This is a genomic window from Pseudomonas sp. Irchel s3f7 (assembly GCF_900187615.1).
Classification (GTDB): Bacteria; Pseudomonadota; Gammaproteobacteria; order Pseudomonadales; family Pseudomonadaceae; genus Aquipseudomonas.
Map to the genome: position 1 here is coordinate 222,034 of NZ_FYDO01000005.1, position 21,163 is coordinate 243,196.

Here is a 21,163-nt window from a genome sequence, read left to right on the forward strand (position 1 = left end):
TTCGCCGATCTTCAGTTCAGGAATCGCCTGTGACCTCCATCTTCTGGTACGACTACGAAACCACTGGCATCAATCCCCGCTGCGACCGCCCGTTGCAGATGGCCGGGCTGCGTACCGATTTCGATCTCAATGAAATAGACGAACCGGTCAACCTCTATTGCCAACCCAGTGAAGACATCCTGCCGCACCCGGCCGCTTGTGCAATCACCGGAATTACTCCGACACAACTGGCCGAGCACGGTTTGAGCGAAGCCGATTTCATGACGCGTGTTCATGCCCAGCTCGCGGCGCCGGGCACCTGCGGGGCGGGTTACAACACCTTGCGTTTCGACGACGAGATGACCCGCTACAGCCTGTACCGAAACTTCTTCGACCCCTACGCCCGTGAGTGGCAGGGCGGCAACAGCCGCTGGGACCTGATCGACGTCGTTCGTGCCGCTTACGCCCTGCGTCCGGATGGCATCGTCTGGCCGACGGATGACGAGGGGCGGATAACGCTCAAGCTTGAACGCCTGACCGCTGCCAACGGCATTGATCATGGCCATGCCCACGAAGCGCTGTCGGACGTTCGCGCGACGATTGCCCTGGCGCGCCTGATCCGGGAAAAACAGCCCAAGTTGTATGACTGGTTGTTTCAGTTGCGCAGCAAACAGAAAGTCATGGACCAGATTCGCCTGCTGCAACCGATGGTGCATGTCTCCGGGCGATTTTCGGCGGCGCGCAATTACGTGGGCGTCGTATTGCCTTTGGCCTGGCATCCTCGTAACAAGAACGCCCTGATCGTCTGCGACCTGCACCTTGATCCTCAAGGCTTGCTCGATCTGGATGCCGAGGCCTTGCGTCAACGTTTGTATACACGGCGTGATGACCTGGCCGAGGGTGAATTGCCGGTACCGCTCAAACTTATCCACATCAACAAATGCCCGGTGGTTGCACCGTTGGCGGTACTTCGTCCTGAAGATCAGCAACGTCTGGGGCTGGACATGCCGCTTTATCAGCAGCGCGCACTGCGGCTAAGTGACGCGCAGGAAGTTTGGCGGGATAAAGTGCTGGCGACTTATGCCAAGGAAGATTTCGCCCAGAGTCAGGATCCGGAGCAACAGTTATACGATGGCTTTATTGGTGATCGGGATCGGCGTCTGTGCGAGCAAGTCAGAAGCGTCGACCCAGCACAATTAGCGCAAGAACCGTGGCCTTTCGATGATGAACGTTTGCCGGAATTATTGTTTCGATATCGCGCCCGTAACTTTCCCGACACGCTGAGTATCGAAGAGCAAGAGCGTTGGCGAATGTTCTGTCAGAAACGTTTGTCAGACCCGGAGTGGGGGGCGCCAAATACCCTGGAAAGTTTTGTAGAGGCAGCGGCCCAGTTGAGTGTTACTGCTCTGCCGCTTCAGCAGAAGGTATTGAATGAGTGGCAGGATTATGTTCAGGCATTACGCAAACGTTTGAATCTTTGAAATCGAACATGTCAGGTGTTGAGTTTTGCCCATAAAAAAACGCCAGCATTAGCTGGCGTTCTTTTTTGTCACGGATCCATCTGCGACAAGCTCTGTGGCTTAGCCCAGCAGGGTAGCCCAGCCTTCAACCACGTCACCGCCCCACTTGGCTTTCCACTCTTTCAGAGTTTTGTGGTTGCCACCTTTGGTTTCGATGACTTCGCCGTTGTGCGGGTTTTTGTATTGTTTAACTTTGCGAGCACGCTTGGTGCCAGTCGTTTTGACGGCAGCGCCACGTGGTGCTTTGGTTTTGGACTCTGGATCCAACAGCGCGATGATGTCACGCAGGGACTTGGAGTATTCGCCCATCAGGGTGCGCAGTTTGCCTTCGAATTCCAGCTCGGTTTGCAGTTTGTCGTCTTGGGACAGATTCTTCAAACGGGCTTGCAGCTCTTTGATAGCTTCTTCGGTGGCGCGATATTCGTTGATCAAGGACATGGTGACTACCTTATGTGTACGCTGGATGGCAGGGTGACAGTGCGGCAATAATAGTCAGGGTGTTTCATCAAGTAAACATTTAAACCAAGTTTATTTACTTTAGTTGTAGGGATTTTTTGCACACGGCTAATGCAATTAATAGTGTCATCCAGCCCTCACACAAAAATACAAAAAATAACAATTGAGAGATGTCACAAGAGCGCCTGCGTGTTTGAGCCAGGGTGATGCTCACCCCATTGCACCTGCCTTCTGGCAGGGCAGGCGTCATCGATACTGCAGTTTTGCTGCGCAATCGTTAGAATGGCGGCCTTTGCGAAGTTCTGGAGTTTCCCCCTCATGCGCACTTTTCGCCTGGTGATTTCTTGCCCGGACCGTGTCGGCATCGTTGCCAAAGTCAGTAACTTTCTGGCATCACACAACGGCTGGATCACTGAAGCGAGCCATCACTCGGACAATCTCAGTGGCTGGTTCTTCATGCGTCACGAAATTCGTGCCGACTCGCTGCCCTTTGGTATCGACGCGTTGCGCGAAGCCTTTGCCCCGATCGCCGAAGAGTTCTCGATGGACTGGCGCATCACGGATACCGAGCAGAAAAAGCGCGTAGTCCTGATGGCCAGCCGCGAGTCGCACTGCCTGGCGGACTTGCTGCACCGCTGGCACAGCGATGAACTGGACTGCGAAATTTCCTGTGTGATTTCCAACCATGATGACTTGCGCAGCATGGTGGAGTGGCACGGTATTCCGTACTACCACGTCCCGGTCAATCCGCAGGACAAACAACCGGCATTCGCCGAAGTATCGCGCCTGGTCAAACAGCACGATGCCGAAGTCGTGGTACTTGCCCGTTACATGCAGATTCTGCCGCCGGAGTTGTGCCGCGAGTACGCACACAAAGTCATCAACATTCACCACAGCTTCCTGCCGTCGTTCGTTGGCGCCAAGCCGTACCACCAGGCATCGATGCGTGGTGTGAAGCTGATCGGCGCGACCTGCCATTATGTGACCGAAGAGCTGGATGCCGGCCCGATCATTGAGCAGGACGTGGTACGCGTCAGCCACAGCGACAGCATTGAAGACATGGTGCGTTTCGGTCGTGACGTCGAGAAGATGGTGCTGGCCCGCGGCCTGCGTTATCACCTGGAAGACCGGGTGCTGGTGCATGGCAATAAAACCGTGGTGTTCTGATAGCCGCACGACACGGTTGATATTCGAAGGGCCTGGGCGTTCAATCGCTTCAGGCCCTTCGCCGTTTCTGCACTGAGGACTTGACCATGGCCGATCCACTGGATAAAGCCACTTCACAGGCACCTGCCACCTTGGGTGAGGGCTGTTTGAGTCGCTATGACCCGGATGACATGGGCCCTGAAACCGGAACGGACTTTCCTGACGCCGCGCAGTTGTGGGAAGAGCTGTACAAGCCTAACGCCGATAAATCCAAGCCTGCCTGAGACTCATCAACGTTTTCAACCGATGCGGTCGAGTTGCAGCGTCAACCAATGGCTCTTGGTCATCGGCAAGCGCCCCTGCCCAAGCAGGCGTTCAAGGGTGTTCAGCCAGTAACGCCGCGAGAAGTCATGGCGCATGTCCACCGGGTGCACGCCAAGGCGAATCACCGGGGCCTGTCGCCAGCGTTGTTCGCACAGGTCGCTGACGAGTTTGGAAACGCCGCGCCGCCAGGCACTTCGGGCGCTCCAGACCAGTCCTGGGGCATCGATGGCGGTGAAGTCCGGCAGGCGGTAAAGATGCTGCGGACCACTGGTGTAGCTCAAGGGCAATTGGCGCAAGGCCTGCCGGGTGCCATCGCTCATCAGCCAGGCCGGGGCGACGAAACCCTGCAACGGCCAGTCATTGCGGCGGAACAAGTCGATGCCCGAGTGCAGGCGGGCGAGGGCGGCTTCGCGGGACAGCTGATAAAACTCGCCTTCGTGGGTATAGATCCGGCGCATGAACCAGTCCCGGGGAGTGCTTGCCCTCGGCCCGTCATCGCAATGGAAGTAACCGTGCAGTACCAATTCATCCCCGCAGGCGACCCTGGCACTGAGAAAACGGCGAAAGTCCGGGTGGGCGTCGAGATCGTTGTGCTTGTGAAAGTTCGGCACCACCAGCCAGGTCATTGGCACACCACCCAACGCATCGACGGCTTCGACGAAGGGTTGATAGTCCGCCCAGGTTGGCGGGGCGACGTCATGCAACACCAATAGCAAACCTGAGCCGCTCATGGACTCAACCATTGGCCGTCTGCGGCCATTGAGCACCGAGCACGGCGTGGTAGTGCCCCAACAGGCTGTTGACCACCGAATCCCAGGCGTAAAACCGTTCGACGTGTTTTCGCGCCAGTCTGCCCAGCGCGACGCTGTCCGAATTGAACAGCTCCCGAACGGCGTTGGCCATCGCCAGGGGATTGTTCGGCGCGCACAGCAAGCCACCTTCCTCGGTAACAAGCTCCTCAAAGGCACCGGCCGCTACCGCCACTACCGGAATACCGCACGCCATCGCTTCGAGGATCACCAGACCGAAGGTTTCCTGGTCACCGGCGTGCAGCAACGCATCGGCACTGGCCATCAGGCGGGCGACTTGCGCGGCGCAGCAGAACTGATCGATCACGGTGACGTTGGGCGGCACTGCGCCGGGCATCGACGAGCCGACCAACAGCAGGTGAAAGCGCCGGCCCAGGCGTTTCATGCAGTCGAGCAGCACCGGCAGATTCTTTTCCTTGGAGCCACGACCGGCAAAAATCAGCAGATGGGTGTTTTCATCGATCCCCAATGCAGCCCGCAACCCAGGATCTCTGGCACCCGGATTGAACGTCTGCAGATCGACGCCCAGAGGCTGTACAAAAACATTCCTGACCCCCAGACCGGTCAGTTTGTTGGCCATGACCCGGCTCGGCGCCAGGACCCGGTCGAAGTTGCCGTAGAGTTTGCTGACATAAGCCTCGACATTGTTGGTCACCCAGTTGCCCATGCGGTTGCTGACCAGCAGCGGCAGGTCGGAATGATAGAAACCGATGACAGGTACATCGAGTTGACGCCGGGCATCCAGCGCCGCCCAGGCCGTGAGGTAGGGGTCGCCGACTTCGATCAGATCGGGCTGTAAATCCTGTAGGACATTGCGCCAAGGTGCGAGACGAAGAGGGAATCGATAACCCTTGCCGAAGGGCAGGGCGGGAGCAGGAACCTTGAAGATGCCGTCGTGTTCGCTGAAGGAGGATCCGGGGATCAGCAAACTGTGGCGAATGCCCGGCTTGATGCCCAGGCGACGATGCTTGGCATCCAGATAAGTGCGAACGCCACCGCTGGCAGGGGCGTAGAACATGGTTATGTCAGCGATATGCACGATGAACATCCCTCCGGTCCTGTACTCCCTTGGTTGACCTTTATGAAGGATAGTTGTTCGGTTGGGAGTTGGCGGGAGGGGGGCGCTCCTACAGTAGATCTCCTGTGCGATGGAGATCCCTGTAGGAGCGAGCTTGCTCGCGATGGGGCCAGATCAGACGCTAGATACGGAAACTACCTACCAATTGCTTCAGGCGCGCTGCCTGCTGTTCAAGATCCGAACACGCACGCAACGTCGATTGCAGGTTTTCCACGCCTTCCTGGTTCAGGGTATTGATCTCGGTGATGTCGACGTTGATCGACTCCACCACGGCGGTCTGTTCCTCGGTCGCGGTGGCCACCGACTGGTTCATGCCGTCGATTTCACCGATACGCAGTGTCACGCTGTTGAGGCGCTCACCCGCCAGATTGGCGATTTCCACACTGTCCTGGCTGTGGCGCTGACTGTCGCTCATGGTGCTGACCGATTCCCGGGCCCCGACTTGCAGCTCCTCGATCATGGCTTGCACCTGTTGCGCCGATTCCTGGGTGCGGTGCGCCAGATTGCGAACTTCGTCAGCCACGACGGCAAAACCACGCCCGGCTTCACCGGCGCGCGCGGCTTCAATCGCGGCGTTGAGCGCCAACAGGTTGGTTTGCTGGGAAATGCTGGTGATGACCTCGAGAATCTGCCCGATATTCACGGTTTTGCTGTTCAGCGATTCGATGTTGCTGCTCGACGCGCTGAGCATGCTCGACAGTTGATTCATCGCGGCAATGCTGCGATCGACCACTTGCTGGCCGTCTTCGGCGAGGCTGCGGGCGTCGCTGGCCTGGGTCGAGGCCTGCGCGGCGTTGCGGGCGATTTCCTGGGCGGCGGCGCCGAGCTGGTTGATGGCGGCGGCCACGCTGCTGGTGCGCGAAGCTTGCTGGTCAGAATTGAACATCGAGGAATTGGAAGCGGCGACCACACGCAACGCCACTTCGTTGACCTGGCCGGTAGCGGAAGACACTTCGCGGATCGAGCCGTGAATACGTTCCACGAAACGGTTGAACGCAGTGCCGAGGGTGCCGAATTCGTCGTTGTTCTGAATGGTCAGGCGCTTGGTCAGGTCGCCTTCGCCGTCGGCGATGTCGGCCATGGCGCGGGTCATGACGTGCAGCGGCTGGATCAGGATGCGGATCAACATGCTCAGCAGAGCGATGATGATCGCCACGGCAATCACCGTCGCAACCACCGCTGAGGTGCGGAATTCGCTGAGCATCGAGAAGGCTTTTTCCTTGTCGACCGACAGACCGATGTACCAGTTGACCGAAGGCAGGCCCTTGATCGGGGTGAAGGAGACGATGCGGGTCTTGCCGTCGACATCGACTTCACTGAAGCCGCTGCCGATACGCGGAGTGTCTTTTGGAAACGCCTCGCTCAGGGACTTCATCACCAGGGTTTTGTCCGGGTGAACCAGGATCTTGCCATCGGCGCTGATCAGAAATGCGTAACCCATGCCATCGAAGTCGCGGGCGCTGAGGGTGTCGATCAGCGTTTGCAGGCTCAGGTCGCCACCCACCACACCAACGCTTTGTCCGGACTTCTTCGAGGCAGCGGCCATGGAGATGATCAACTGGCCGGTCGCTGCATCGATGTACGGTTCGGTCAGGGTTGGCGTGCTGCTGTTTTCGGCACCTTTGTACCAGGGACGAACGCGCGGGTCGAAACCGTCAGGCATCTTTGCATCAGGACGAATAGTGAAGTGCCCGGTGGCGTCGCCCAGGTAGGACGCCATGAAAGTCGACGTCAGGGCTTTCTGCTCAAGCAGGTTGGCGACGTTGGATTGTTCCGGATTGATGGCAATATTTTGCGAAAGGTTTTCGATCAGCAAAATACGACCGGCCAGCCAGGTCTGAATATTGTTGGCGGTGACGTCGCCCATTTCGTTGAGGTAGTTGTCCAGGTCTTCGCGAATCGCGTTGCGCTGCAAATAGTCGTTGTACAGCGTGAACGAGGCGAAAGCGGCAATAACAACGAGCGCGGCGGCAAGCAGGATTTTATGGCTGAAACGCAGATTTTTATTCATGGCTTGGGTTTCCGCTAAGGTCTTAATGTCCAACGCGTGCTTTTATAAAGGGACGCACTGTGGGCAAAGTTGAAAGCAACTGATATTTCCGCCTCTCCTTTGGGAAATTTCCGATCAGATCGTGTCTGATTGCTTTGTCGTAATCTCTATCGGCCGTGTAGGACTAAAGATTAACCATGGGTGACCAAATGCCTGACTCATTGCAACTCGTAATCGGCGCCGATCTCACGGGGCAACCGATCGCCCAGGCCTTTCGACTGGCAAACCGCCACGGATTGATCGCGGGCGCAACCGGTACCGGTAAAACCGTGACCTTGCAGCGCATGGCCGAAGCCTTCAGCGATGCCGGTGTGGCCGTGTTCGCCGCCGACATCAAGGGTGACCTGTGCGGTTTGGGCGCCGCCGGCAACCCCCAGGGCAAGATCGCCGAGCGGATTGCCGGGATGCCCTGGCTGAACCACAAGCCTCAGGCGTATCCGGTGACCTTGTGGGACATTCATGGTCAGTCCGGTCATCCATTGCGCACTACCTTGAGTGAAATGGGGCCGTTGCTCTTGGGAAGTCTGCTGGAGCTGACCGACAGTCAGCAGTCTGCGCTGTATGCCGCGTTCAAGGTGGCGGACCGCGAAGGCCTGTTGCTGCTGGATCTGAAAGATCTGAAGGCGTTGCTTAACCACCTCAAGGACAACCCGGCACTGCTGGGGGATGACGCGGCACTGATGACCACGGGCTCCAGTCAGGCGCTGTTACGCCGGCTGGCCACCCTTGAGCAACAGGGCGCCGAAGCGTTGTTCGGTGAACCGGCGCTGCAACTGGAGGACATTCTGCAACCGGGCGCTGATGGGCGCGGGCGCATTCACTTGCTCGATGCCAGCCGCCTGGTGCATGAAGCGCCGAAGGTCTACGCGACATTCCTGTTGTGGCTGTTGGCCGAACTGTTCGAACAACTGCCCGAGCGCGGCGATGCCGACAAACCGCTGCTGGCGCTGTTTTTCGACGAAGCGCACTTGTTGTTCAACGGCACTCCGCAGGCATTGCGCGATCGCCTGGAGCAGGTTGTACGACTGATTCGTTCGAAAGGCGTGGGCGTGTACTTCGTCACTCAGTCTCCGGGGGATTTGCCGGACGACGTGCTGGCGCAGCTGGGCTTGCGTGTGCAACACGGTTTGCGCGCCTTCACCGCCAAGGAGCAGAAATCCCTGCGGGCGGTCGCCGAGGGTTTCCGGCCGAACCCGGCGTTCGATACCTTGTCGGTGCTGACCGAGCTGGGCATCGGCGAGGCGCTGGTCGGCACGCTTCAAGAGAAAGGTACGCCGGAAATGGTCCAGCGGGTGCTGGTGGCGCCACCGCAATCGCGGATCGGGCCATTGACCGAAACCGAGCGCACGATGTTGATCGCCGGCTCACCGTTCAAAGGGCGTTATGACAAACCGATCGATCGCGAATCAGCCTACGAAGTGCTGGTGGGACGCAAGGGACTGGCACCTGAGCCCGAAGCGGAGCAGGGCAAGCAGGAACCGAGTTTCACCGAACAGGCCGGAGAGTTTCTCGGCACGGCGGCAGGGAAGGCGTTGAAATCGGCGATGCAACAGGCCGCGAACCAGATTGGCCGACAGTTGGTGCGGGGTTTGATGGGCTCGTTGCTGGGCAGCAAAAAACGCCGCTGAACGCAAAAGATCGCAGCCTTCGGGGTACTCGCAATCCCAATGCAGGAGCTGCCGAAGGCTGCGATTTTTTGATCTTGTCTTTAATCTTTGGATTTGGCGTGCGCCGCCAATCGCTCCAGCGCCGCCCGCAAATTCGGATCGCTGATGCCATCGGCCGTGGCCTGAATGGTCGCTGCCGCGTCGTTGGACAAATCCATGGTATGCCCGGTCGCACCTTGTTGAACGGTCGGCGGCTGAACTTTGAACAGAATCCGGGTCAGATTGGCGAACTCATCGAACATCTGCAATTGCCGTTGCAGGCGTTTTTGCTGGTAGCGCAAGCGAGTCGCCCAATGCCCATCGGTGACAATCAGCAACAAACTGCCTTCGCGCCACGAAGCCACATGGCAATGCTCGCGAGCGGCGGGTTGCAATTGGCTTTCGAGCAGACGCTGGAGATGGCCCAGGCGCTGAGCGTGGCCAAGAATGGCTTTCAGCGGTTTGGCTTCGCGTAGTAGAACGGCAGGTACTTTGGCCGTAAGTGGGCGAAATGCCATGATCAGACACCTGAGGTAACAGAGACGTCATGGTAGCAGAAAGCGCCGGATGAACTCGCCCATTGCTTTTGTGTACGCTTTACCCATTAAATCAACGACTAACTTGTTCCTTGAACGGGTTGAAATTAAGCAAAACGCCCTTATTTTAAGTGAGCCCCGTCAAAGCGCAGTGCCAGCATCGTGGAATAACGCCACTTTCCTCACCACCGTTTCCGGGTAGAATGCTCGTTCGCATGCGGCCATGAGGGCTGCACGGGCGACTCACGGGGCCGCCCTCCATCCCTTTAGTGTGGAAGATCCTGCCGATATGTTTGCGCCTTTGTTAAAGAAACTTTTTGGAAGCAAGAACGAGCGTGAAGTCAAACGCATGCTCAAGACGGTGCAACTCGTCAATGCCTTCGAAGAGCAAATGGTGGCCCTTTCGGACGATCAATTGCGTGCCAAGACAGACGAGTTCAAGGCCCGCATCGCCAAAGGGGAAACCCTCGACAAACTGCTGCCAGAAGCCTTTGCGGTTGCCCGTGAAGCCGGTAAGCGTGTCATGGGCATGCGTCACTTCGACGTCCAGCTGATCGGCGGCATGACCTTGCATGAAGGCATGATCGCGGAAATGCGTACCGGTGAAGGCAAGACCCTGGTGGCAACACTGGGCGTTTACCTCAACGCGCTGTCCGGCAAGGGCGTGCACGTAGTGACGGTGAACGACTACCTGGCCCGTCGTGACGCCAACTGGATGCGTCCGTTGTACGAATTCCTCGGCCTGACGGTCGGCGTGGTCACGCCGTTCCAGCCGCCGGAAGAGAAACGCGCCGCCTACGCCTCCGACATCACCTACGGCACCAACAACGAATTCGGTTTCGATTACCTGCGCGACAACATGGCGTTCAGCATGGAAGAAAAATTCCAGCGCGAACTCAATTTTGCCGTGATCGACGAAGTCGACTCCATCCTCATCGACGAAGCCCGTACTCCGCTGATCATCTCCGGTCAGGCCGAGGACAGCTCCAAGCTGTACATCGAGATCAACAAACTGATCCCGCAGCTGGAACTGCACGTCGAGGAAGTCGAAGGCGAAGTCACCAAAGCCGGCCACTACACCGTTGACGAGAAGACCCGTCAGGTCGAGCTCAACGAAGCCGGTCACCAGTTCGTCGAAGAAACATTGACCCGCATCGGCCTGCTGGCTGAAGGCGAGAGCCTGTACTCGGCGCACAACCTGAGCCTGCTGACTCACGTCTACGCCGGTCTGCGTGCGCACAAGCTGTTCCATCGCAACGTCGAATACATCGTGCAGGACGGTCAGGTTGTCCTGGTCGACGAACACACCGGTCGTACCATGCCGGGCCGTCGTTTGTCCGAGGGCCTGCACCAGGCCATCGAAGCCAAGGAAAACCTGAACATCCAGGCCGAGAGCCAGACCCTGGCTTCAACCACGTTCCAGAACTACTTCCGTCTGTACAACAAACTGTCCGGCATGACCGGTACGGCCGACACCGAAGCGTTCGAGTTCCACCAGATCTATGGCCTGCAGGTCATGGTCATCCCGCCGAACAAGCCGTTGGCCCGTAAGGACTACAACGACCTGGTATTCCTGACCGCCGACGAGAAATACGCGGCAATCGTGGCGGACATCAAGGAAAGCATGGCCGCTGGCCGTCCGGTGCTGGTGGGTACTGCGACCATCGAAACCTCCGAGCACATGTCCAGCCTGCTCGTGAAGGAAGGCATCGAACACAAGGTTCTGAACGCCAAGTTCCACGAAAAAGAAGCCGAAATCATCGCCCAGGCCGGTCGCCCAGGCGCACTGACCATCGCCACCAACATGGCCGGTCGTGGTACCGACATCCTGTTGGGCGGTAACTGGGAAGTGGAAGTCGCTTCGCTGGAAGATCCGACCCCTGAGCAGATTGCCCAGATCAAGGCCGACTGGCAGAAGCGTCACCAGCAAGTGCTCGAATCGGGTGGTTTGCAGGTGATTGCCTCCGAGCGTCACGAATCACGCCGTATCGACAACCAGCTGCGTGGTCGTGCCGGTCGTCAGGGCGACGCCGGTTCCAGCCGCTTCTACCTGTCCCTGGAAGACAGCCTGATGCGCATCTTTGCCTCTGACCGGGTGAAGAACTTCATGAAAGCCCTGGGCATGCAGCCTGGCGAAGCGATCGAGCACCGCATGGTGACCAACGCCATCGAAAAGGCTCAGCGCAAGGTTGAAGGTCGCAACTTCGACATTCGTAAGCAACTGCTCGAGTTTGACGACGTCAACAACGAACAGCGTAAAGTGATCTATCACATGCGTAACACGTTGCTGGCCGCCGACAACATCGGTGAAACCATCGCCGACTTCCGTCAGGACGTGCTCAACGCCACCGTCAGCGCGCACATTCCTCCGCAATCGCTGCCTGAGCAGTGGGATGTGGTCGGTCTGGAAGCCGCGTTGCAGAGCGACTTCGGCGTTTCGCTGCCGATCCAGCAATGGCTCGACGAAGACGATCACCTGTACGAAGAAACCCTGCGCGAAAAACTGATGCAGGAACTGATTGCAGCGTACAACGAGAAAGAAGACCAGGCGGGTGCCGAAGCGCTGCGCTCCTTCGAGAAGCAAATCGTTCTGCGTGTGCTGGACGACCTGTGGAAAGACCACCTGTCGACCATGGATCACCTGCGCCACGGTATCCACTTGCGTGGCTACGCCCAGAAGAACCCGAAGCAGGAATACAAGCGCGAGTCGTTCACGCTGTTCTCCGAGCTGCTGGATTCGATCAAGCGCGACTCGATCCGTGTGCTGTCCCACGTTCAGGTTCGCCGCGAAGATCCGATCGAAGAAGAACAGCGCCTGCGCGAGGAAGCCGAAGCTTTGGCGGCCCGCATGCAGTTCCTGCATGAAGAAGCCCCAGGTCTGGAGCAACCGGAAGTGTTGGGCGAAGAGATCGATGTGGCCCTGGCCGCCGCTCCGGTTCGCGCTGAACACAAGCTGGGTCGCAACGAGCTGTGCTACTGCGGTTCGGGCAAGAAGTTCAAGCATTGCCACGGGCAGATCCAGTAAAACCCGTTTCAACCGCTGAAATACCCGCGCCGCGACCGGCTTCTGCCGTCGCGGCGTTTTGCCATTCAAATCACCGTTCATCCTGAAACGGTGCTGACATCATTTAGTTAGGAGCGCATTCATGGCTGTTGGTCTTGGTCCTTTGCCAACGTTGCACCCGGTTGCCGGATTTGAACTCGGTATCGCTTCGGCCGGCATCAAGCGCCCGGGGCGCAAGGATGTCGTGGTCATGCGCTGCGCCGAAGGCTCCACGGTGGCTGGCGTCTTCACCCTGAACGCCTTTTGCGCCGCGCCGGTGATCCTGGCCAAGCAGCGTGTGCAAGGCCCGGTGCGCTACCTGCTGACCAACACCGGCAATGCCAACGCCGGCACCGGCGAGCCAGGCCTGGCCGCGGCCGAGCGCACTTGCGCGAAACTGGCCGAGTTGACCGGCGTCGATGCCAGCCTGGTGCTGCCGTACTCCACCGGTGTGATCGGCGAGCCACTGCCGGTCGAAAAAATCGAAGGCGCACTGCAAGCGGCCCTCGATGACCTGTCGGTCAATAACTGGGAAGCGGCGGCCACCGGCATCATGACCACCGACACTTTGCCGAAGGGCGCCAGCCGCCAGTTCCAGCATGACGGCGTGACCATCACCGTCACCGGCATCAGCAAAGGCGCGGGCATGATCCGTCCGAACATGGCGACCATGCTCGGCTACATCGCCACCGACGCCAAAGTCGCTCGCGACGTGCTGCAAAACCTGATGCTGGACGGCGCCAACAAGTCGTTCAACCGCATCACCATCGATGGCGACACCTCGACCAACGACTGCTGCATGCTGATCGCCACCGGTCAGGCTGCACTGCCGGAAATCACCCGTGCCGAAGGCGAGCTGTTCGCCAAACTCAAGCAAGCAGTGTTTGAAGTGTGCATGGACGTGGCTCAGGCCATCGTGCGTGACGGCGAAGGCGCGACCAAGTTCGTGACTGTCGAAGTCAACGGCGGCGGCAATCACCAGGAATGCCTGGACGTCGGTTACACCGTGGCCCACTCGCCGCTGATCAAGACTGCGTTGTTCGCGTCCGACCCAAACTGGGGCCGTATCCTGGCGGCTGTCGGCCGTGCCGGTGTACCGAACCTGGACGTGAGCAAGATCGACGTATTCCTCGGTGAAGTGTGCATCGCCAGCCGTGGTGCGCGTGCTGCGACCTATACCGAAGCCCAGGGCTCGGCGGTCATGCAGCGGGAAGAGATCACCATCCGTATCGAGCTGGGCCGCGGCGATTGCAGCGAAACCATCTGGACTACGGACCTGTCCCACGAATACGTGAAGATCAACGCCGAGTACCGTACTTAAGATCGCGTCGATCCCATCGCTAGCAGGCTAGCTCCCACATTGGATTTGTGTACACCCGAACCACTGTAGGAGCGAGCCTGCTCGCGATGACGGTTTACCGGTCAGCCACTAAACTGGCTTGTCCCTAAATCTAAAGGTCCCGAACATGAGCCTGCACCTGATCATCGGCGACAAACTGCTTTCTTCCTGGTCCCTGCGCGGCGCCCTGGCTCTGGATTTGACCGGTGCTGCCTACACCGAAGAACTGATCAAGCTGAACCAGCCGGACACCCGCGAGCGTCTGCTCAAGCATTCGCCGACCGGTAAAGTCCCGCTGCTGAAAACCGAACACGGCACCGTCGCCGATTCCCTGGCCATTGCTGAGTACCTGGCAGAACAATTTCCGGATTCCGGCCTGTGGCCAAAAGACACCGGCGCCCGTGCCCAGGCGCGTTCGGCGTGCGCGCAAATGCATGCCGGTTTCTTTGCCATGCGCGGCAACATGCCGTTCAACCTGAGCCACGATGCGCCGCTCTCGCCGCTTCCGGCTGATGTGCAGGCGGACATCGAGCGCATCTCTGCGTTGTGGGCTGAATGCCGTGCCGCCTCAACCGAGACCGGGCCCTACCTGTTTGGCCGTATCAGTCTGGCTGACGCGTTTTTCGCCCCGATTGCCGTGCGCCTGCGCACCTACCAGGTGAAACTGTCCCCGATTGACGAAGCCTACGTCGAAACCCTCTACCAATGGCCCGCCTTCAAGGCCTGGCAGAAGGCTGGACTGGAGGAGTTGCAAAGGTGAAACGAGTCCATGTCGCCGCCGCCGTCATCCGTGATGGCAGCGGCAATATCCTGATTGCCCGACGTGCCGATTCCCAGCACCAGGGCGGCCTGTGGGAGTTTCCCGGTGGCAAGGTCGAGGCCGACGAGTCGGTTGAAGCCGCGCTCTCCCGTGAGCTCCATGAAGAGTTGGGGATTGTGGTCGGCGCGGCTCGCCCGTTGATCAAGGTCCGTCATGACTATCCGGACAAACAGGTGTTGCTGGATGTCTGGGAAGTGTCGACGTTCACCGGTGAGCCCCACGGCGCCGAAGGTCAACCGCTGGCCTGGGTGTCTGCGCGTGATCTGTCGAGTTATGAGTTCCCGGCGGCCAATCAGCCGATTGTGGCGGCTGCCCGGTTGTCTTCGCAGTACCTGATTACCCCGGAAGACCTGGAAACCCCGGCCCTGCTGCGCGGTATTCAGAAAGCCGTTGCCGGCGGCATCAAGCTGATCCAGTTGCGGGCGCCGAACGGTTACGATCCGCAGTATCGCGATCTGGCGGTGGATGCCGTGGGCCTGTGCGCCGGCAAGGCACAGTTGATGATCAAGGGACCGTTCGAGTGGCTGGGCGATTTCCCGTCAGCTGGCTGGCACATTACCTCGGCTCAATTGCGCAAATACGCAGCGGCCGGTCGACCCTTGCCAGCTTCGCTCTGGTTGGCGGCATCCTGCCATAACGCTGAAGAGCTGGCGCTGGCTGAACAGATGGGCGTGGATTTCGTCACCTTGTCGCCCGTGCAGCCAACCCTGACTCACCCTGATGCGCAGCCGTTGGGCTGGGAGCAGGCGTCGAGCCTGATCGATGGATTCAGCAAACCGGTGTTCCTGCTCGGTGGCGTGGGTCCGGCAGAGTTGCAAAAAGCCTGGGCGGCGGGAGCCCAAGGTGTGGCGGGGATTCGGGCGTTTTGGCCTGATTCTTGATTTTCCAGTGATGCAGATGGCCTCATCGCTAGCAGGCTAGCTCCCACAGGTTTTGTTTGCACCAACAAATCCACGGTGGGAGCTAGCCTGCTAGCGATGAGGGCCTTACAAACGCCGACTAGACCCCAGGCTTCTGCGCAGGCTGCCAAAGAATCTCGGCAATCCCTTGGCGCTTGGCAATCAGCCGCGCCACGACAAACAACAAATCCGACAGCCGATTGATGTACGCCAGGCCAACCCCGGCCAACGGCTCGATCGCATTCAATTGCTGGCATCTTCGCTCGGCACTGCGGGCAAGGCTGCGGCAGACATGGGCTTGGGCAATCAGCGCCGAGCCTCCCGGCAAGATGAAATTCTCAAGCGGCCCCAGCTCTTCGTTCCATACATCGATCGCCGCTTCCAGACGCTCGATTTCCGCTGCGTTCAGCGCTTGATAAACCGGCATCGCCAGCTCGCCACCCAGATCGAACAATCGGTGCTGACAAGGTGCCAACACCTCTATCACTTCGTGCAAACCTGGACATGTGCCTGTTTCTGCCGCCAATCCGGCCAGCAGCACGCCGACCTGACTGTTGAGTGTGTCGACCTCGCCAATCGCCTCGATCCGTGGGTGATCCTTGGGCACACGGCGGCCGTCGCCCAAACCGGTTTCACCTTTGTCGCCGGTGCGGGTGTAAATCTTCGACAGGCGAAAGCCCATGGTTACCTCGATAGCTGATTGAGTTCTTGAGAAACAAGCGGGGTGCTTGCCAGCGGCAGGCGCAAGGTGAAACAAGTGCCTTGGCCAGGGGTCGATTGCACTTCCATCTGACCCTTGTGGTTGTTGGTGATGATGAAATACGACACCGACAGGCCAAGGCCGGTGCCCTGACCGATTTCCTTGGTGGTGAAGAATGGCTCGAAAGTGCGTTTGCGCACGCTTTCGCTCATGCCGATGCCGTTGTCCTCGACCTGGATTTCCGCCCACGGCGGATTGAGCTTGGTGCGCAGAATAATGCGCCCCGGCTCGTGGTCGTCTTCGCGCTGGTGAATGGCTTGCGCGGCGTTTTTCAGCAGGTTGAGCAGAACTTGCTCGAGTTCGTTGGCCGTGCCGGGAACCGGACCCAGCGCCGGGTCGAACTGACGGATGATCGCCTGACCCTTGAAGTCGAAGCCGATGGCCAGGTCAAAATCGTTGCCGGCAATTTCCACCGCCTGATCAATCAGCGCCGGCAAATCGCACGGGGCCATTTGCCGGGTGCTGCGCCGGCTGAAACTGAGCATGTGGGTAACGATTTTCGCCGCCCTGGCACCGGCCTGCTGAATACCGTCGAGCAACTGCGGCACTTCGCGGATTTGCAGGTACTGGTTGACCGTCGACAGTTCGATGCCGGCTTGCTCGGCCACTTCGATGTTCTTCGGCAGTTCGGCTGACAGGCGTCGACGAATGTTTTGCACGTTGTGCAGGATCGCGCCCAGCGGGTTGTTGATCTCATGGGCCATGCCCGCGGCGAGGCCACCGACCGAGAGCATTTTCTCCGACTGCACCATCATTTCTTCCAGGGACAGGCGCTGGGTGATGTCATCGATCCGGATCACCACGCCACGCCCCGCGCCGCCCATGAGCGGATAGAACGTCAAGGCATAGTGCCGGGGCTCCTCGTCTTTGAGCCAGGTGACCCGTTCGATCTTGGCCACGGTGTGTTGCTCAACGGTTTGCTTGAGCTGCGGCAAAAACGGCTTGAGCGGTTCGAAGGCCAGGAAGATCGGCTGGTTCAAGGCTTCGTCCAGCCGCGTGCCGGACAGGGCGCTGGCTTCCTGATTCCACTGCGTCACATAAAGCTGTTCGTCGAGTGCAATCAATGCCGACGGCATGGAGTCGATGATGCTGTTGAGGTAATTCTGGAAACCGGTGAGCTTCTTTTCGATCTTGCTGCGCACCTGGACTTCGAGTTCCAGCTTGCGGTTGGTATGCCGGGTTTCTTCGGCCAAGCCCTGGGCCTGGTCGTAGGCCGCCTGTGAGTCGTCCCGCGCCCGTTTAAGTTGCTGCTCCCGGGCTTCGATACGCGAAAGCATGGTGTTGAAAGCTTCGGCGAGGCTGCCGATTTCGTCGTGGTTACCGCGGGAGGCGCGCAGGGCGTAGTTCTCTTCACGGGTCACTTGCCGGGACAGTTCTTCGAGCTGATGGATCGGCCGGGTGATCAGGCGCTTGATCTGGCGGGCGATCACCAGCCACAGCAGCACGCTGAAGATCAGGATGCCGAGGCTGGCGGTCAGGGTCCCGGTGTAGAAGGCGACGGGCAGTTCGCTGCTGGCGACCAGCAACAAATGCCCGGGCGCGGTGCCGGGGCGGGACAGGGTGATGATTTGATTGCTGCGAAATTCGGTGGCCTGCCAGGCTTCGATGTGCCGGTAGCGTTTCGGCAGCTCCAGTACTTCGCCATGCTGCAATTGCGCGAGCTGTTCGCCCTTGCCGTCATAGAGGGCGGCCGCGCGCAGCGGGGCATAGGCATTGAGTTCATTGAGCAGGCGCTCGGCACTCTGCTTCGACTCCAGCGCCTCGGACACCAGGCTCGGGTTGGAAATCAGGCGGCCGATCGTCTGCAAGGCCTGAGGCGCCATGCTTTCCTGAGAGATGTAATACGCGGCGCTGATAAAAGTCAGGTTGGCCACCAGCAGGACGGTGGTCAACAGCACCAGCAGAGCGGCCAGGAGTTTCTGGCCGACAGGCAGGTTTTCAAGACGCTGGCGCAATGGCATCAGGTTCATCGCTGAAAAGGAACAAGTGGCCAGCGTAGCCGCTGCTCAGTCGCTGGGCAATCCAAGGCTGTGCAGATGGGTGATCAGCCGTTGTTGCAGCTGAGTCAAGTGAGGCAGATTCAGCTGATGACGCTCCGCGACTTTGCAGGCGTAACCCAACAGGTAACTGATTTCAGTGCGTCGCAGGCTCGCAACGTCCTGGTGCATCGAGGAGAAATTGGCAGCGGTTGCGTGAATCACTCGTTCGACTTCCTGCTGCAGGTTCTCGGCGGCTGCCGGCTGGCCGCAACGCTCAAGCAGCTCCGTCAGTTCGCCGCACAGTGTGGCGACTTCGCAGTGATGGTTCTGCAAGCCGCCATTGCGGCAATCGTGCAGCACCGTCAGCGGATTGATCGCGCAGTTGAGCGCGAGTTTTCTCCACAGCCTCGTCAGAATCTCCGTGCTCCACTCATGGGGGATGCCGGCGGCGTCCAGGTCTTCCAGCCAGATGGGCGCGACCGGGTGGCTGGCATCCCCGAGCCAGGTGAAGCCATGGCCCGCAAACACCACCCGCCAGTCGCCGTCGCGAAAGGCACCCTCGGTACTGGATGCATAAATGCAGCGCGCCTGTGGAACCTGCGTGGCGACGGCGTCCTGGCTGCCCAAACCGTTTTGCAGCAGGATCAACTCGGCTCCGGGCGCCAGGCGCGGCGCCAGGCGCGCTACCGCCGCTTGGGCGTCGTAAGCTTTGCAGGCCACCAACAGACGGTGGATCGGCTCGCTGCTGTCGGGTGTTTCGGCGGCGACTGCATAGCATTGTGCAACGCCATGCTCCACCAGCGTCAGTCCGCCAGCGGCCTCGTAGGCCTGCAATCGCGCAGCGTCACGCAGAATCAGCCTGACCGGCGCACCGGCCCGTGCCAGACGTGTCGCCCATAAGGTGCCGAGGCTGCCGGCGCCCAGAACATGCCAAGTGGTGGACATCAACTTTTTGCTCTGTTTGAAGCGCGCATCGGAGGCTCGCAGTGAATGATGGGAAAGACCCGTTATAATCAGCGCGGATTTTAACCGCAAGCCACGCGTGCTTCCTCGGCGCGCCTTTTATTTTGGAGAGATTACATGCCGTCGTTCGACGTGGTATCCGAACTGGACAAACACGAACTCACCAACGCGGTCGAGAACGCCGTCAAGGAACTCGATCGTCGCTATGACCTGAAAGGCAAAGGCAGCTTCGAGTTCAAGGAAAAGGACCTGACCGTCAACCTGACCGCTGAAGCGGATTTCCAGCTTGAAGCGATGATCGAGATCCTCAAGCTGGCGCTGGTCAAGCGCAAGATCGATGTGCAGTGCCTTGAGGTCAAGGATGCGTATGCGTCGGGTAAATTGATGAAGCAGGACGCCGTGCTCAAGGAAGGTATCGACAAAGAGCTGGCGAAGAAGATTGTTGCTCACGTCAAGGACGCCAAGCTCAAGGTCCAGGCCGCCATTCAGGGCGAGCAGGTGCGCATTACCGGCAAGAAGCGTGACGACTTGCAGGACGCTATTGCAGCGCTGCGGGCCAAGGAATTCGGCATGCCGCTGCAGTTCAACAACTTCCGCGACTGATCTTTAAAACGGGAACCTCTTGACGTTTTCGGCGTCCGAGGCCCAGCAGCGGCAGAAATGATCGAGCCCGTGGCGGCTCGGTCTTTCTGCCGCAATTTTTCGCGTGCCGGATAGCCGCAAAACAGGAGAAAGCAGATGGACTTAAATGCTGAGGTAGACAATCTGGTCAAGGCTTCCCAAGCCTGGATCCCGATGATCATGGAGTACGGCAGTCGCGTACTGTTGGCGGTGCTTACCCTGGCCGTCGGCTGGTGGTTGATCAACAAGGTCACGCAAAAACTCGGCGGCCTGTTGGCGCTGCGTAATGCCGATCTGGCGCTGCAAGGGTTCATCAGCAGCCTGGCGAACATCATTCTCAAGGTTTTGCTGATTGTCAGCGTGGCCTCGATGATCGGTGTGGAAACCACCTCGTTCGTTGCGGCGATCGGTGCAGCGGGTCTGGCCATTGGTCTGGCTTTGCAGGGCAGCCTGGCGAACTTCGCCGGTGGCGTGCTGATTCTGTTGTTCCGTCCGTTCCGTATCGGTGACTGGATCGAAGCCCAGGGTGTTGCCGGCACCGTCGACAGCATTCAGATTTTCCACACCGTGCTGCGCACTGGTGACAACAAAACCATCATTGTGCCTAACGGCAACTTGTCGAACGGCATCATCACCAACACCAACCGTCAGCCAACCCGCAAGGTTGTCTTCGATGTGGGCGTTGATTACGAAGCGGATCTGCAAAAGGCCCGTCAAGTATTGCTCGAACTGGCCAAGGATCCACGCGTACTGGCCGATCCGGAGCCTCAGGCAGTCATTTCTACCCTGGGCGACAGTTCGATCACTGTTTCCCTGCGTGTTTGGGTCAAGACGGCTGATTACTGGGATGTACTGTTCATGTTCAATGAATTGTCCCGTGACCGTCTCAGAGAGGCGGGCATTGATATTCCATTTCCACAGCGGGTAATTCGTGTGGTTCAGGAATCTGCGGTGCAGTGAGTAGCCGTTTAATGCAGGTCTGACTCTTTGGTCACGTCTGTATTGGTCAACCAGCTTCTAGCGCAACAAAAAAAGGCCCATCCGAAGATGGGCCTTTTTATTTGTTACTGTCCCGTCCTGAATAAGGTTTACACCTTCTGACCTATTTTCAGGAGGGAGCAATGGATTCGGGGAAAAGGCGCAGTCAGCGCGATTACACGCTGGCTTTTAAATTGTCGGTGGTCGATCAGGTCGA

Annotated in this window: 18 protein-coding genes; 10 read left to right on the forward strand and 8 right to left on the reverse strand. The window is 58.9% G+C overall.

Annotation, left to right across the window (positions count from 1 at the left end; all coding sequences use genetic code 11):
• Positions 1-29: 29 nt before the first annotated feature.
• The gene (gene sbcB, locus CKW19_RS06350) at positions 30-1,460 is read left to right on the forward strand and encodes an exodeoxyribonuclease I (protein WP_095057116.1); all 1,431 of its coding nucleotides are present in this window, start codon (positions 30-32) and stop codon (positions 1,458-1,460) included.
• Between the two features lie 99 nt (positions 1,461-1,559).
• Here sbcB and mvaT read toward each other — a convergent pair whose 3' ends face one another.
• Positions 1,560-1,937, reverse strand: a complete 378-nt coding sequence (mvaT, locus tag CKW19_RS06355) for a histone-like nucleoid-structuring protein MvaT (protein WP_007986150.1) — start codon at positions 1,935-1,937, stop codon at positions 1,560-1,562.
• A 336-nt stretch (positions 1,938-2,273) separates the two neighbouring features.
• Here mvaT and purU point away from each other — a divergent pair, with 336 nt between their 5' ends.
• On the forward strand, positions 2,274-3,122 hold the full coding sequence (purU, locus tag CKW19_RS06360) for a formyltetrahydrofolate deformylase (protein WP_095057117.1): 849 nt from the start codon (positions 2,274-2,276) through the stop codon (positions 3,120-3,122).
• Between the two features lie 86 nt (positions 3,123-3,208).
• A complete protein-coding gene (locus CKW19_RS28825) occupies positions 3,209-3,385 on the forward strand; it encodes a hypothetical protein (protein ID WP_177408777.1) in 177 nt (58 codons plus the stop codon).
• Between the two features lie 15 nt (positions 3,386-3,400).
• On the opposite strand, the gene CKW19_RS06365 is transcribed toward CKW19_RS28825, so the two are convergent.
• The 3 genes from CKW19_RS06365 to CKW19_RS06375 form a co-directional block, all read right to left on the reverse strand.
• On the reverse strand, positions 3,401-4,168 hold the full coding sequence (locus tag CKW19_RS06365; protein WP_095057118.1) for a DUF2334 domain-containing protein: 768 nt from the start codon (positions 4,166-4,168) through the stop codon (positions 3,401-3,403).
• Positions 4,161-5,282, reverse strand: coding sequence for a glycosyltransferase family 1 protein (locus CKW19_RS06370; RefSeq protein WP_095057119.1), 1,122 nt, complete (start codon positions 5,280-5,282; stop codon positions 4,161-4,163). Before CKW19_RS06370 ends, CKW19_RS06365 begins: the two co-directional genes overlap by 8 nt.
• 151 nt (positions 5,283-5,433) lie before the next feature.
• Positions 5,434-7,323, reverse strand: coding sequence for a methyl-accepting chemotaxis protein (locus tag CKW19_RS06375; RefSeq protein WP_095057120.1), 1,890 nt, complete (start codon positions 7,321-7,323; stop codon positions 5,434-5,436).
• A 188-nt stretch (positions 7,324-7,511) separates the two neighbouring features.
• Between CKW19_RS06375 and CKW19_RS06380 the strand changes: the two genes are divergently transcribed.
• The gene (locus tag CKW19_RS06380) at positions 7,512-8,990 is read left to right on the forward strand and encodes a helicase HerA-like domain-containing protein (protein WP_095057137.1); all 1,479 of its coding nucleotides are present in this window, start codon (positions 7,512-7,514) and stop codon (positions 8,988-8,990) included.
• Positions 8,991-9,070: 80 nt separating this feature from the next.
• Here CKW19_RS06380 and CKW19_RS06385 read toward each other — a convergent pair whose 3' ends face one another.
• Positions 9,071-9,526, reverse strand: coding sequence for a DUF721 domain-containing protein (locus CKW19_RS06385; RefSeq protein WP_095057121.1), 456 nt, complete (start codon positions 9,524-9,526; stop codon positions 9,071-9,073).
• 307 nt (positions 9,527-9,833) lie between these two features.
• On the opposite strand from CKW19_RS06385, the gene secA reads away from it, so the two are divergent.
• The 4 genes from secA to CKW19_RS06405 all read left to right on the forward strand — a co-directional run bounded on the left by secA (position 9,834) and on the right by CKW19_RS06405 (position 15,627).
• Entirely contained in the window at positions 9,834-12,569 is a 2,736-nt protein-coding gene (secA, locus tag CKW19_RS06390; protein ID WP_095057122.1) for a preprotein translocase subunit SecA, read from the forward strand.
• A 121-nt stretch (positions 12,570-12,690) separates the two neighbouring features.
• Positions 12,691-13,908, forward strand: coding sequence for a bifunctional glutamate N-acetyltransferase/amino-acid acetyltransferase ArgJ (argJ, locus tag CKW19_RS06395; RefSeq protein ID WP_095057123.1), 1,218 nt, complete (start codon positions 12,691-12,693; stop codon positions 13,906-13,908).
• A gap of 145 nt (positions 13,909-14,053) precedes the next feature.
• Positions 14,054-14,686 (forward strand): glutathione S-transferase family protein, encoded by a 633-nt coding sequence (locus CKW19_RS06400; protein ID WP_095057124.1) that lies wholly within the window; start codon positions 14,054-14,056, stop codon positions 14,684-14,686.
• Positions 14,683-15,627: a Nudix family hydrolase gene (locus CKW19_RS06405; protein ID WP_095057125.1), complete on the forward strand. Its 945-nt coding sequence runs from the start codon at positions 14,683-14,685 to the stop codon at positions 15,625-15,627. Before CKW19_RS06400 ends, CKW19_RS06405 begins: the two co-directional genes overlap by 4 nt.
• Before the next feature lie 118 nt (positions 15,628-15,745).
• Here CKW19_RS06405 and CKW19_RS06410 read toward each other — a convergent pair whose 3' ends face one another.
• Genes CKW19_RS06410 through CKW19_RS06420 form a run of 3 tightly spaced genes read right to left on the reverse strand, consistent with a single transcriptional unit; the run spans position 15,746 to position 19,329 of the window.
• Positions 15,746-16,327 (reverse strand): cob(I)yrinic acid a,c-diamide adenosyltransferase, encoded by a 582-nt coding sequence (locus CKW19_RS06410; RefSeq protein ID WP_095057126.1) that lies wholly within the window; start codon positions 16,325-16,327, stop codon positions 15,746-15,748.
• 2 nt (positions 16,328-16,329) lie between these two features.
• Positions 16,330-18,366 (reverse strand): ATP-binding protein, encoded by a 2,037-nt coding sequence (locus tag CKW19_RS06415; RefSeq protein ID WP_095057138.1) that lies wholly within the window; start codon positions 18,364-18,366, stop codon positions 16,330-16,332.
• A gap of 45 nt (positions 18,367-18,411) precedes the next feature.
• Positions 18,412-19,329 carry a putative 2-dehydropantoate 2-reductase gene (locus CKW19_RS06420; RefSeq protein ID WP_095057127.1) on the reverse strand — a complete coding sequence of 306 codons (918 nt, stop codon included), beginning with the start codon at positions 19,327-19,329 and terminating at the stop codon, positions 18,412-18,414.
• A 135-nt stretch (positions 19,330-19,464) separates the two neighbouring features.
• On the opposite strand from CKW19_RS06420, the gene CKW19_RS06425 reads away from it, so the two are divergent.
• Both CKW19_RS06425 and CKW19_RS06430 read left to right on the forward strand, forming a co-directional pair.
• Positions 19,465-19,950 carry a YajQ family cyclic di-GMP-binding protein gene (locus tag CKW19_RS06425; RefSeq protein ID WP_095057128.1) on the forward strand — a complete coding sequence of 162 codons (486 nt, stop codon included), beginning with the start codon at positions 19,465-19,467 and terminating at the stop codon, positions 19,948-19,950.
• A 135-nt stretch (positions 19,951-20,085) separates the two neighbouring features.
• On the forward strand, positions 20,086-20,928 hold the full coding sequence (locus CKW19_RS06430; RefSeq protein ID WP_095057129.1) for a mechanosensitive ion channel family protein: 843 nt from the start codon (positions 20,086-20,088) through the stop codon (positions 20,926-20,928).
• The last annotated feature ends 235 nt before the right edge of the window (positions 20,929-21,163 follow it).

Excerpts from the sequence above, each read along its gene's own strand:
- mvaT (WP_007986150.1), bottom strand. The coding sequence starts at position 1,937 with ATGTCCTTGATCAACGAATATCGCGCCACCGAAGAAGCTATCAAAGAG.
- purU (WP_095057117.1), top strand. The coding sequence starts at position 2,274 with ATGCGCACTTTTCGCCTGGTGATTTCTTGCCCGGACCGTGTCGGCATC.
- CKW19_RS28825 (WP_177408777.1), top strand. The coding sequence starts at position 3,209 with ATGGCCGATCCACTGGATAAAGCCACTTCACAGGCACCTGCCACCTTG.
- CKW19_RS06365 (WP_095057118.1), bottom strand. The coding sequence starts at position 4,168 with ATGGTTGAGTCCATGAGCGGCTCAGGTTTGCTATTGGTGTTGCATGAC.
- CKW19_RS06370 (WP_095057119.1), bottom strand. The coding sequence starts at position 5,282 with ATGTTCATCGTGCATATCGCTGACATAACCATGTTCTACGCCCCTGCC.
- CKW19_RS06375 (WP_095057120.1), bottom strand. The coding sequence starts at position 7,323 with ATGAATAAAAATCTGCGTTTCAGCCATAAAATCCTGCTTGCCGCCGCG.
- CKW19_RS06380 (WP_095057137.1), top strand. The coding sequence starts at position 7,512 with ATGCCTGACTCATTGCAACTCGTAATCGGCGCCGATCTCACGGGGCAA.
- CKW19_RS06385 (WP_095057121.1), bottom strand. The coding sequence starts at position 9,526 with ATGGCATTTCGCCCACTTACGGCCAAAGTACCTGCCGTTCTACTACGC.
- secA (WP_095057122.1), top strand. The coding sequence starts at position 9,834 with ATGTTTGCGCCTTTGTTAAAGAAACTTTTTGGAAGCAAGAACGAGCGT.
- argJ (WP_095057123.1), top strand. The coding sequence starts at position 12,691 with ATGGCTGTTGGTCTTGGTCCTTTGCCAACGTTGCACCCGGTTGCCGGA.
- CKW19_RS06400 (WP_095057124.1), top strand. The coding sequence starts at position 14,054 with ATGAGCCTGCACCTGATCATCGGCGACAAACTGCTTTCTTCCTGGTCC.
- CKW19_RS06410 (WP_095057126.1), bottom strand. The coding sequence starts at position 16,327 with ATGGGCTTTCGCCTGTCGAAGATTTACACCCGCACCGGCGACAAAGGT.
- CKW19_RS06415 (WP_095057138.1), bottom strand. The coding sequence starts at position 18,366 with ATGCCATTGCGCCAGCGTCTTGAAAACCTGCCTGTCGGCCAGAAACTC.
- CKW19_RS06420 (WP_095057127.1), bottom strand. The coding sequence starts at position 19,329 with ATGTCCACCACTTGGCATGTTCTGGGCGCCGGCAGCCTCGGCACCTTA.
- CKW19_RS06425 (WP_095057128.1), top strand. The coding sequence starts at position 19,465 with ATGCCGTCGTTCGACGTGGTATCCGAACTGGACAAACACGAACTCACC.
- CKW19_RS06430 (WP_095057129.1), top strand. The coding sequence starts at position 20,086 with ATGGACTTAAATGCTGAGGTAGACAATCTGGTCAAGGCTTCCCAAGCC.